General features: G+C 65.5%; 8 protein-coding genes. 5 read left to right on the top strand and 3 right to left on the bottom strand.

What is annotated here, in order from left to right; translation table 11 throughout:
• The first annotated feature begins 1 nt into the window (after nt 1).
• Nucleotides 2-2785, top strand: coding sequence for a preprotein translocase subunit SecA (gene secA, locus ACCD07_RS07835; RefSeq protein WP_176654623.1), 2784 nt, complete (start codon nt 2-4; stop codon nt 2783-2785).
• 224 nt (nt 2786-3009) lie between these two features.
• Nucleotides 3010-5625 (top strand): glycoside hydrolase family 3 C-terminal domain-containing protein, encoded by a 2616-nt coding sequence (locus ACCD07_RS07830; protein ID WP_413447020.1) that lies wholly within the window; start codon nt 3010-3012, stop codon nt 5623-5625.
• A gap of 38 nt (nt 5626-5663) precedes the next feature.
• Here ACCD07_RS07830 and ACCD07_RS07825 read toward each other — a convergent pair whose 3' ends face one another.
• From ACCD07_RS07825 to ACCD07_RS07815, 3 genes are all read right to left on the bottom strand, one after another.
• A complete protein-coding gene (locus ACCD07_RS07825; RefSeq protein WP_176654621.1) occupies nt 5664-7655 on the bottom strand; it encodes an ATP-binding protein in 1992 nt (663 codons plus the stop codon).
• A gap of 77 nt (nt 7656-7732) precedes the next feature.
• Nucleotides 7733-8131, bottom strand: a complete 399-nt coding sequence (locus tag ACCD07_RS07820; protein ID WP_176654620.1) for a hypothetical protein — start codon at nt 8129-8131, stop codon at nt 7733-7735.
• A gap of 13 nt (nt 8132-8144) precedes the next feature.
• Nucleotides 8145-9362 (bottom strand): porin, encoded by a 1218-nt coding sequence (locus tag ACCD07_RS07815; protein WP_413447019.1) that lies wholly within the window; start codon nt 9360-9362, stop codon nt 8145-8147.
• 326 nt (nt 9363-9688) lie between these two features.
• Here ACCD07_RS07815 and argJ point away from each other — a divergent pair, with 326 nt between their 5' ends.
• From argJ to mutT, 3 genes are read left to right on the top strand one after another with little or no spacing between them, the layout of a single operon-like run.
• Nucleotides 9689-10927, top strand: a complete 1239-nt coding sequence (gene argJ, locus ACCD07_RS07810) for a bifunctional glutamate N-acetyltransferase/amino-acid acetyltransferase ArgJ (protein ID WP_176654618.1) — start codon at nt 9689-9691, stop codon at nt 10925-10927.
• 1 nt (nt 10928) lies between these two features.
• The gene (locus ACCD07_RS07805) at nt 10929-11801 is read left to right on the top strand and encodes an ATP-binding protein (protein WP_353399837.1); all 873 of its coding nucleotides are present in this window, start codon (nt 10929-10931) and stop codon (nt 11799-11801) included.
• Nucleotides 11798-12211, top strand: a complete 414-nt coding sequence (gene mutT, locus ACCD07_RS07800) for an 8-oxo-dGTP diphosphatase MutT (protein ID WP_176654616.1) — start codon at nt 11798-11800, stop codon at nt 12209-12211. Before ACCD07_RS07805 ends, mutT begins: the two co-directional genes overlap by 4 nt.
• Nucleotides 12212-12275 lie beyond the last annotated feature (64 nt).

Raw genomic sequence — 12275 nt, 5'->3', positions numbered from 1 at the left:
CATGTCATTACTGACCCAGATTTTCGGTAGCCGCAACCAGCGGCTGCTCAAGCAATACCAAAAAACGGTACGCGAGATCAATGCGCTCGAGCCGGCGATGGAAAAACTGTCGGACGCCGAGCTGCAAGCGAAAACGCCTGCATTCAAGGAACGCATCGCCAATGGCGAGGAGCTCGATACGCTCCTGCCCGAAGCGTTTGCCGTCTGCCGCGAAGCGAGCAAGCGCGTCTTCAAGATGCGCCACTTCGACGTGCAGCTGATCGGCGGCATGGTTCTGCACTACGGCAAGATCGCCGAAATGGGCACCGGCGAGGGCAAGACCCTGACCGCGACCCTGCCGGCCTATCTGAACGCGCTGTCGGGCAAGGGCGTGCACATCGTCACCGTCAACGACTATCTGGCGCAGCGCGACGCGGAAACCATGGGCAAGCTGTACAGCTGGCTGGGCCTGACCACCGGCATCAACCTGTCGCAGATGGAGCACGCCACCAAGCAGGCGGCCTACGCGTCCGACATCACCTACGGCACCAACAACGAATTCGGCTTCGACTACCTGCGCGACAACATGGTGTTCGAGGCCCGCGACCGCGTGCAGCGCGCGCTGAACTTCGGCATCGTCGATGAAGTCGACTCGATCCTGATCGACGAAGCGCGCACCCCGCTGATCATCTCCGGCCAGGCCGAGAACCACACCGACCTGTACTACAAGATCAATGAACTGCCGCGCCTGCTGACCCAGCAGATCGGCGAGGAAACCCCGGACGGCAAGGGCAAGATCGAAGTCCCGGGCGACTACACCAAGGACGAAAAAGCCCACCAGGTGCTGCTGACCGAAGCCGGCCACGAAAAGGCCGAAGCGATCCTGACCAAGATGGGCCTGCTGCCGGAAGGCGCCTCGCTGTACGACTCGGCCAACATCACGCTGGTGCACCACCTGTACGCGGCGCTGCGCGCGCACGCGCTGTACTTCAAGGATCAGCACTACGTGGTGCAGAACAATGAAGTGGTGATCGTCGACGAATTCACCGGCCGCCTGATGACGGGCCGCCGCTGGTCCGACGGCCTGCACCAGGCAGTCGAAGCGAAAGAGGGCGTGAAGATCCAGAACGAGAACCAGACGCTGGCCTCGATCACCTTCCAGAACTACTTCCGCATGTATGCGAAGCTGGCCGGCATGACCGGTACCGCCGATACCGAAGCCTACGAATTCCAGGAGATCTACGGCCTCGAGACCGTGGTGATCCCGCCTAACCGTCCTTCGCAGCGCAAGGACCGCCAGGATCAGGTCTACAAGACCTCGGCCGAGAAGTACAACGCCATGATGCTGGAAATCCGCGAGTGCTACGACCGCGGCCAACCGGTGCTGGTCGGTACCACCTCGATTGAAAACTCGGAACTGCTGTCGGGCATCCTGACCAAGGGCGGCCTGCCGCACAACGTGCTGAACGCCAAGCAGCACGCCCGCGAAGCGGAAATCATCGCCCAGGCGGGCAGCCCGAAGGCGATCACCATCGCCACCAACATGGCCGGTCGCGGTACCGACATCGTGTTGGGCGGTAACGTCGAAAAGCAGATCCAGTTCGTCGAAGCCAATCCTGAACTGAGCGACGCCGACAAAGCCGCGCAGGCCAAGGCGCTGCGCGACGGCTGGCAGGCGTTGCACGAGCAGGTGGTTGCCGCCGGCGGCCTGCACATCGTCGGCACCGAGCGTCACGAATCGCGCCGCGTGGACAACCAGCTGCGCGGCCGCGCGGCGCGCCAGGGCGACCCCGGCATGTCGCGTTTCTTCCTGTCGCTGGACGACCAGCTGCTGCGCATCTTCGCGGGCGACCGCGTGCGCGCCATCATGGACCGCCTGAAGATGCCGGAAGGCGAACCGATCGAAGCGGGCATCGTTTCGCGTTCGATCGAATCGGCGCAGCGCAAGGTCGAGGCACGCAACTTCGACATCCGCAAGCAGTTGCTGGAATACGACGACGTCGCCAACGACCAGCGCAAAGTGATCTACCAGCAGCGTAACGAGCTGCTGGAAACCACCGACATTTCGGAGCTGATCGAGTCCCTGCGCCACGGCGCCTTCACCGACCTGGTACGCGAATACGTGCCAGCGGAATCGGTCGAGGAGCAGTGGAACATCAAGGGCCTGGAAGCGGCGCTGGCGTCGGAGTGGCAGATTGACCTGCCGCTGCGCTCCATGCTGGAAACGGAACAGAACCTGAACGACGACGACATCCTGGAACGCGTGCTGGCCGCTGCCGACGCGCTGTACCAGTCGAAGATCGATATCGTCGGCAAGGAATCGTTCGGCGGCTTCGAGCGCAACGTCATGCTGCAGAGCGTCGACAGCCACTGGCGCGAGCACCTGGCCGCGCTGGACCACCTGCGCCAGGGGATCCACCTGCGTGGCTATGCGCAAAAGAATCCGAAACAGGAATACAAGCGCGAGGCGTTCGAACTGTTCGGCCAGATGCTGGACATGATCAAGAACGAAGTGGTCAAGCTGATCATGACGGTACGCATCCAGTCGCGCGAAGAGATCGACGCTGCGGAAGCGGCCATGCAGCAGTCGCACGTGGAAAACGTGCACTACCAGCACGCCGACTTCAACCCGAACGCCGCGCCGGAGGAACTGCTGGCGCCCGCGCAGGTAAGCGGCCTGCCGCCGGAACTGCAAGGCCTGAGCGGCGAACAGCTGATGGAGCTGGGCCTGAAGGTCGGCCGCAACGATCCATGCCCTTGCGGCAGCGGCAAGAAGTACAAGGCCTGCCACGGCAAGCTGGCTTGAACAGCCTGGCGTGAAGCAAACAAACCCGTAAAGTCCAGGCTTTACGGGTTTTTTTTGCGCATGCAAACGGCTGCGATATCCATAGTGATATCGGTGTTCGTTAAAAAGTTATTGGTTATTCAGTAATCCCCGCATTACATTTCCATGGCTGCACTTTGGACGACAGGATCACGAGCAAAAATGGTACCGCAACCATTTTTGACTTCTATAACATTGGAACTAACATGAAAAAAAATACGGGGACATCCACCTACTGCGCGCTGCTCCTGGCGTTGGCCATTCCGGCCGCCGCCCAGGGCGCCGATGTGCGGACCCAGGCGGAAACGCAGGCCCGCGCCCTGGTGGCGCAGATGACGCTGGACGAAAAGATAGACCAGTTGCTGAACGTGGCGCCGGCCCTGCCGCGCCTCGGTATCCCCGCCTACAACTGGTGGACCGAGTCGCTGCACGGCGCGCTGGGACCGGTGCCGACCACCAACTTCCCGGAACCCATCGGGCTCGCCGCCAGTTTCGACGCCCCCCTCGTCCAGCAGGTCGCCTCGGCGATCAGCGTCGAGGTCCGCGCGCTGCACACGCTGGGCCGCGCGACCGGGCACCTGGGACGCATCGGCACCGGCCTCGACACGTGGTCGCCGAATATCAATATCTTCCGCGATCCGCGCTGGGGGCGCGGGCAGGAGACGTATGGCGAAGACCCGCAGCTGACGGCGGCGCTGGGTGTCGCCTTCATCCAGGGCATGCAGGGCCCGAACCCGGACCTGCCGCAGGTGATCGCCACGCCCAAGCATTTCGCCGTGCACAGCGGGCCGGAGTCGACCCGCCACCTCGCCGACGTCTTCGTCTCCGCGCATGACCTGGAAGACACCTATCTGCCCGCGTTCCGCGCCGCCATCGTGGACGGCAAGGCCGGATCGATCATGTGCGCCTACAACCGCATCGACGGCCAGCCGGCCTGCGGCAGCGAACTGCTGCTCAAGCAAACCCTGCGCGGCGCCTGGGGCTTCAAGGGCTATGTGGTGTCCGATTGCGATGCCGTGACCGATATCTCGGAGCAGCACAAATATGCGCCGGATCCGGCCGCCGCGGTGGCCGTGGCCTTGAAGGCCGGCACCGACAACGAGTGCAACACCAAGACGCTGGGCGACGTGCCGGGCTTGAGCGCGCGTTACCGCGAAGCGTGGCAGCGCGGCCTGATCGGCGGCGCCGATATCGACCGCGCGCTGGTGCGCCTGTTCTCGGCGCGCTATCGCAACGGCGACCTAGCGGGATTCGCACCGCGCGGCGGCAGCGCCGTTCCGGTCAGCGCCATCGGCACGGCGGCGCATCAGGAGCTGGCGCTGCAGGCCGCGACCAAGAGCCTGGTGCTGCTGAAGAACGATGGCGTGCTGCCGCTCAAGCCCGGCCTGAAGCTGGCGGTGATCGGTCCACTGGCCGACGCCACCCGCGTCCTGCGCGGCAATTACTCCTCGACGCTGTCGGCGCCGCCGGTGTCGGTGGTCGACGGCTTGCGCCGCGTGCTGCCGCAGGCGCGGGTGACGCTGGTGCCCGCCGGCGCCTCGGTCACCGACGGCGATCCGGTTCCGGCGGCCGCGCTGCGCACGCCCGACGGCCAGCCCGGCCTGCGCGCGGACTACTTCAACCGCAACGACGGCAAGTACGACGGCACGCCGGCCGCCACCCGCATCGAGCCCGGGCTGGAATCGCATGCGCTCGAGCTGAAGCAGGTCGACGAACACCACATGGTGGTCTGGAGCGGCGACCTGGTCGCGCCGGAGAGCGGCACCTACCGCCTCGGCGTGACCGGCGTGAAGGGGACGCTGACGGTGGGCGGCCGGCCGGCGGTCGAAGCCGTGGCCTATTCGCAATGGGCGGAACCGTTGCAACTGCATGAGGTCCGGCTGGAGCAGGGCCAGCGCTACCCGCTGCGCTTCCATGCGGAGGCGGGCGGCAGCGGCGTGCCCGGCCTGTACTGGAAACGGGTCTCGACCGACGTCGACGCCGACCTGAAGGCCGGCACCGCCGACGCCGACGTCATCGTCGCCGTGGTCGGCCTGACTTCGGATCTGGAAGGCGAAGAGATGGCGCTGAAGATCGACGGCTTTGCCGGCGGCGACAAGACCTCGCTGGACCTGCCGGCGGAACAGCGCCGTTTGCTGGAGCGCGCCAAGGCGCTGGGCAAACCCCTGGTCGTGGTCCTGATGAACGGCAGCGCGCTCGATCTGTCGTGGGCGAAGGACAACGCCGCCGCCATCCTGGAAGCCTGGTATCCGGGCCAGGCCGGCGGCCTGGCGGTCGCCAACGTGCTGGCGGGCCGCGCCGATCCCGGCGGACGCCTGCCGCTGACCTTCTACCGCGGCCTGGCCGACCTGCCGTCCTTCGACGACTACGCGATGCAGGGGCGTACCTACCGCTATTACGCCGGCACGCCGGTCTATTCGTTCGGCGACGGCTTGAGCTACACCACCTTCAGCTATACGCCGCTGCGGATAGCGCCGGTGGGCGGCGCGCCGGAAAACGGCGTGGTGGTCACCACCGAGATCGCCAACACCGGCACCCGCGCCGGCGACGAGGTCGCCCAGCTGTACCTGACGCCGCCGGCATTCGAGGGCGCGCCGCGGCTGGCGCTGCGCGGTTTCCAGCGCGTGACGCTGAAGGCGGGCGAGCGCCGCCAGATCAGCTTCCGTCTGTCGCCGCGCGACCTGAGCTTTGTTACGCGCGATGGCACGCGGCAGTTGATGCCCGGCCAGTACAAGCTGAGTGTCGGCTCCGGTCAGCCCGGGGCGGGGGCGGGACAGCAGACAACACTGGTATTGAACCGCACCGTGCTGCTGGCAAAGTAGGCTGGAGAACAGAAAGGGATCGCGAACACGGCGGCGTTTTACTTCGTCTCGCGCTGCGGTGCGACGCGCGGCAGCAACATGCGCACCGCCGTGCCCACGCCCGGCGCCGAATCGATGGTGATGCGTCCGCCCAGCACGCCGGTCACGATGTTATAGACGATATTCATCCCCAGCCCGGTGCCGCCCTGGCCCATCTTGGTGGTGAAGAACGGATCGAACACCTTGCGCAGCACGTCCTCCGGCATGCCGGCGCCGTCGTCGCTGAACATCAGCTCGACGATGCCTTCGTCGACCGTCTCGCCGCGCACGGTGATGGTGCCGCCGTGGCGGCCCTCGAAGGCGTGGTTGAGCGCGTTGTTGATCAGGTTGTTCAAGACCTGGTACAGCGCGCCCGGATAGGAGTCGAACACCAGCCCTTCCTCGATCTGCATCACCGCCTCGCAGCCGCTGCGGCGCAGGCGCGGCAGGTAGGTGGCCAGCGTGTCGTGCACCGCCGCCTGCAGGTCGAACGTGCGCCGCTGGTCGTTGGTCTGGTCGACCGCGATCTGCTTGAACGACGAGATCAGTTCCGCCGCCTTGTGCAGCGAACCGGAGATCAGCTGGCTGGCCATGCGCACCTCGTCCAGGTGCGCCGTCAGTTCGGAGCGCCGCAGCGCGCCCGCCGCCACGTGGCGGTCGAATTCCACCACGCGGTCGCGCAGCGCGGTCGACGCCAGCAGGCTGTTGCCGATCGGCGTGTTCAGTTCGTGCGCGATGCCGGCCACCAGCGATCCCAGCGACGCCATCTTCTCCGCCGCCAGCAGCTCGTCCTGAGTGCGCTGCAGGGTCTCGAGCGCCGCGCTCAGGTCGGCGTTGGCGCGCTCCAGCGCGGCCGAGCGTTCGCTCACGCGGCTCTCCAGCGACACGTTCAAGTCCTTCAGCTCGCGCTTGGCGTTGAGTTCCTCGGTCAGGTCCAGCAGCGCCCAGATGATGGACGGGTTGCCGTCCAAGGTCAGCGACGACGACCAGATCGCCACGCTGCCCACGCTGCCGTCGGGCAGCAGCACGCCGGCCACCGCGCCATGCACGGCGCCTTCGGTCCGGTACATATCCCAGATGCGTTCGCGCTCGATGGCGCTGGCCCAGAACGGCACCTCGTCGCTGCGCTTGCCGATCAGGTTGGTGGCGGCCGCGCCGAAGGTATGCGTCAGCGCACGGTTGGCGGCGACGATGCGGCCGTCGCGGTCCGATACCGTCAGCGGCAGCGGCGCCATGTCGAACAGGGTCTTGAAGCGCGCCTCCGATTCCGACAGCCGCAATTGCGACTGCTCCAGCTGGGCGATGCGCTCGCGCAGCGTCGCGCTCATGGTGTTGAGCGCGCGGGTGAAGACGGTGATCTCGTCGCCGCCCTCGACCGGCAGCGCCTTGCTGTAGTCGCCCAGCGCCATCTGTTCCGACTGGCCCGTCAGCGCGTCCAGCCGGCGTCCGATGCCGTGGGTGAAGGCGTAGAACAGCACCAGCCCGAGCGCCAGGCCGACCAGCGAAATCAGTCCGCCCTGGACCATCACCTCGTCGCGCGCCTGTTTCAGGTCCTTGGTGGTCAGGCCGAAGTTGACCGAGCCGATGCGGTTATCCTGCAGCAGCAGCGGCGAGCGCGCGTGCAGCGTGGCGCCGCTGATGAGGGTGCGCACGCCTTTGAAGCTGGTGCCTCCGCCTTGCCTGAGGATTTCGGGCAGCGGCATGGCGCGCTTGCCCACTTCGATGATAGGTTGTTCGTCCTGGTCGAGGATGACGAGGTAGCGCAGGAAGCTGTCGTCCGGGTCGGACAGCATTTCGGCCAGGTAGCCGGCCAGTTCCGGCAGGCGGCCGCGCGTGGCGTAGGGACTGAGGGAGAGGTTGAGCGTTACCGCGTATTCTTGCGCGACCCGCTCAGCGTTGGTGCTGACGGCGTGGTTCATCAGGCGCAGGCTGTTCCAGATCAGCAGGCCGACCACCAGCGCCTGGATGACGGCGCTCAGCAGCAGGAATTTCGCGCGCAGCGATAGTCTCAAAACATGCACTCCCGGTGGGTATGCCAGGAGCGCGCCCACCGCCCTGTGGGACGGCGGGATGAAGCGGCTGCCTGGGGTTAAGGCAGGGTAAGGATCACCTTGACGGTATCGTCCACTGCCGACTTGTCAATATAACCGATCGCCTTCGGATCGGCAGCAACTGCTTTCTTCACCTCGGCATTGTTCGGATATTCCTTCGGCGGCGTGGCCTTGCCGGTGAAGACCAGCTTGGACCACAGGGCCTTGACCTGTGCCGGATCCTTTTCCGCGACTTTCTGGTAGAACTCGGCGCGGATGTGGGAGCCTTCGGCCTGGTCGATCGGCGTGAACAGGTTGGATTTACCCAGGAAGAACTGCGACGCCTGTTCCGAGAACATGCGGGTCGCCGGATTCTTCTGGCTGACGATGACGACGGTTTCCGCCGAGGCGGCGGCGGCCAGCGACGACAGCAGCGCGGCGATAATCAATTTTTTCATGTGTGCCTCCCGATCAGAATACGAAGTCGAGCGCGGCGCCGACGACGGTAACGTTGTTGGTGATGCCGGTTGCCGGTACGTAGATCAGCGAACCCGATTTGGTCTTGGGCTTGACGCGGTCGACCTGCACTTTCAGCGCGATCGATTTGGCGAAGTCCCAACGCACGCCGATCAGGTCGGACGATTGCTCGGCCGATTTCAGCAGGCCGTACACGGTCGAACCCAGCGGGCCGGTTTTCGGGAAGGTGGCCGGCGGAGTCACCGAGCTGCCCGCGTCGGTGTAGGCGGCGTGCGCGTAGTACGGCAGCACCTTGCCGACGCGGTAGCCGGCCAGCACGTACCAGGCGTTGGTGTCCGGGATGTAGACGGCTTCCTTGGCGCGGCGTTGCGCGTACTCGGTCTGCACCAGGATGCTGTTCCAGTCCATGGTCGCGCCCAGCGAGGTGAAGGCGATCTTCTTGCCGTCGGTCAGGCCGATGTCGTTGGCCAGCTGGCCGAAGCCGACCTTGGTCAGCGTCGCGGTCAGGCTGTTGATCGGGGTCAGGTCGTTGCTCTTCAGGTCAGCTTGCGCGTGGCCGACGCGCACCAGGAACGGGCCGTATTCGCCGGTGAAGCTGATGCCGACGGCCGGCGCGCGGTAGGTGGCGACGACGCCGCCGGCGGTCGGGATGAACAGCTTGCCGCGGCTGACGCCGGCGAACGCCTGGGTGGTGAAGTTGAAATCGCCGAAGGCGCGCTGGAAGTTGACGTCGGCGCCGTCGACGTTTTCAATCGGGGCCTGGCCGTACATCTCGATCGGCGGACGCATCATGGTGTTGGCGTAGCCGACGTTCTGGTAGTCGGAAATCAGGAAGATGGCCGGCACGACGCGGCCGACGCGCACGCTGACTTCATCGTTGACGCGGGCCTTGAGGAAGGCCCAGGTCAGGTCGGTGGTGAAGCTCGGGCTGGTGTTCTTGCGGGTCAGGATCTGCGCGGTGCCCGACAGCCAGTCGTTGAGCTTGTAGGTCGCCTGCAGGCCCAGGTTGGAGTCCAGGCCGATCTTGGCCTTGTCGGCCACGCCTTCGGCCTGGTTGTAGCGGGCAAACTGCGCTTGATCGGTATTGCTCTTGGCGACGCCCAGCGTGCCGAAGCCGCTGATGCTCAGGTTGCCGTCATCGAGGGTGCCGGCCTGCGCTTGCAGAGCGGCGGTGGCGGCGAAGACGGCAGCTGCTAAAACTTGCTTTTTCATGTGGTCTGTATCCTTTGATTTATTGTCCGTGTGGTCTGCGGCAGACGATCGTGTCGTCTTTTTGTCTCGTGACATGCGGGGGTGGGCATTTCGGGGCTCACGATAAACGAATTTCCGTACGGCACGAACCGCATTTATTAAAAACCGAACGAGTGTTCTAATTTTCTGTGGTTTTTGCGTTGAAAAATGAATATTTTCTCAACGAAATCATGGGGTTGTACGACATCCATCATGGCCGCCATGCGGCGTCCACTATGCCCCTGCGCAGTTTGCGTCATCAGGTATTACAATAGCGGCTCCCACTTTCCACCCACGAGATCACTTATATGGCCGTCAATTCCCCTCTGCCCGTCGCCTCCGCCCTGAAGCCTGTAGCCGGCATCGAAATCGGCTTTGCCGAAGCCGGCATCAAGAAGCCGAACCGCAAGGACGTGCTGGTGATGAAAGTGGCGCCTACAGCCACCGTGGCCGGCGTGTTCACGCTGAACCGCTTCTGCGCCGCGCCGGTGCAGATCGCCAAGGCCCACCTGGCGGCAGCCAAGGAAAGCGGCAAGCCGATCGCCGCGCTGCTGATCAACACCGGCAACGCCAACGCCGGCACCGGCGAACTGGGGCTGTCGCTGGCCAATGAAACCTGCGCCGCGCTGGCCGCGCAACTGGGCTGCGACGCGTCGCAGATCCTGCCGTTTTCCACCGGCGTGATCCTCGAGCCGCTGCCGGCCGCCAAGGTCATCGCCGGCCTGCCGCAAGCGGTCGCCGGCCTGAAGGCCGACAACTGGTACAACGCCGCCGAAGCCATCATGACCACCGACACGCAGCCGAAAGCCGGTTCGCGCAGCGTCACCATCGGCGGCCACAGCGTCACCATGAGCGGCATCAGCAAGGGCGCCGGCATGATCAAGCCGAACATGGCGACCATGCTGGGCTACCTGGCGTTCGACGCCAAGGTCGCGCAGCCGGTGCTCGACGTGCTGGTCAAGCAGGTGGCCGACAAGTCGTTCAACTGCATCACCATCGACGGCGACACCTCGACCAACGATTCCTTCATGCTGATCGCCACCGGCGCCGGCTCGCTGGTGATCGATTCGGTGGACTCGCCGGCATACGCCGAGCTGGCGGCCGCCGTCACCGAGCTGTCGCTGTTCCTGGCGCAGGCCATCGTGCGCGACGGCGAAGGCGCCACCAAGTTCATCACCATCACCGTGGAAGAGGGCGCGAGCGTCGAAGAGTGCCGCAAGATCGCCTATTCGATCGGCCATTCGCCGCTGGTCAAGACCGCCTTCTTCGCCTCCGACCCCAACCTGGGCCGCATCCTGGCCGCCATCGGCTACGCCGGCGTCGACGACCTCGATGTCAGCAAACTGAATATGTACCTGGACGACGTGTGGGTGGCCAAGAACGGCGGCCGCAATCCGGACTACAAGGAGGAGGACGGCCAGCGCGTGATGAAGCAGAGCGAGATCCTGGTGCGCGTCAAGCTGGCGCGCGGCGCGGCGGCGGCCACGGTCTACACCTGCGACCTGTCGCACGACTACGTCAGCATCAACGCCGACTACCGTTCCTAAGATGGCGACGCCTCTCGAACAATTCCTGGTGCGCGCCGAGGCCTTGCTGGCGCGCGTGGAGGCGGTGCTGCCGCAGGCGCCGCGCGAGCCGGACTGGAAGCTGGGCTTCGCTTTCCGCTGGCGCAAGCGCAACGGCGGCGGCGCCAGCTATCTGCAGGCGGTGGCCCACGTGTCGCCGATCGCGCTGGACGACCTGCAGCACATCGGCCCGCAGAAAGAGCAGATCGAACAGAACACCCGCCAGTTCGTGCAGGGCAAGCCGGCCAACAACGTGCTGCTGACGGGCGCGCGCGGCACCGGCAAGTCCTCGCTGATCAAGGCCTGCCTGAACCAGTTCGCCAAGGACGGCCTGCGCCTGATCGAGGTGGACAAGGCCGACCTGGCCGAACTGCCGGACATCGTCGACATCGTGGCCGGGCGGCCGGAGCGCTTCATCGTCTTCTGCGACGACCTGTCGTTCGAGGAAGGCGAGAGCGGCTACAAGGCGCTGAAGGTGGCGCTGGACGGCAGCATCTCGGCGCAGTCGGACAATGTGCTGATCTATGCCACCTCCAACCGCCGTCACCTGATGCCGGAGCGGATGTCGGATAACATGACATACAAGCACGACGAGGACGGCGACCTGCATCCGGGCGAGACGGTGGAAGAGAAGATTTCGCTGTCCGAGCGCTTCGGCCTGTGGCTGACCTTTTACCCGTTCAAGCAGGACGACTACCTGGCCATCGTCGGCCACTGGCTGTCGTCGCTGGGCTGCAGCGAGGCGCAGATCGAGGCGGCGCGCGCGGACGCCCTGCGCTGGGCCCTGCAGCGCGGCTCGCGCTCGGGCCGCGTGGCGTGGCAGTTCGCCAAGGACTACGCCGGAAAGCAGGCATGAGCGGCGCGGAGGTGAAGGTCAAGCCGGTCGACGTGGCGGTGGGCATCCTGGTCAAGCCGAACGGCGACGTGCTGCTGGGCCAGCGCCCGGCGGGCAAGCCGTACGACGGCTACTGGGAGTTCCCCGGCGGGAAAGTCGATCCGGGCGAGACGATACTGCAGGCGCTCAAGCGCGAGTTTGTCGAGGAGCTGGGGCTGACCATCAACAGCGCCGAGGAGTGGTGCGGCGTCGAGTACGTGTACCCGCACGCGCACGTGCGGCTGCATTTCTACATCAGCCGCGACTGGCATGGCGAACCGCAAAGCCTGGAAGGGCAGGCGTTTGCATGGCAGGGAACGGTGGGCGTCGAACCGCTGCTGCCGGCCACGATTCCGTTGCTGGAGTGGCTGGAGCAGGTGCGCTACAGCTAAGAAAAGCGGGGGGGGGGGGGTGGGGGGGGGCAGGCGGCGAGGCGCCGGCGCGGGGGGGGGGGGG

It is taken from the genome of Duganella sp. Dugasp56, assembly GCF_047304105.1.
Classification (GTDB): Bacteria; Pseudomonadota; Gammaproteobacteria; order Burkholderiales; family Burkholderiaceae_D; genus Rugamonas; species Rugamonas hordei.
This window is presented reverse-complemented; position numbering and strand designations above follow the sequence as displayed.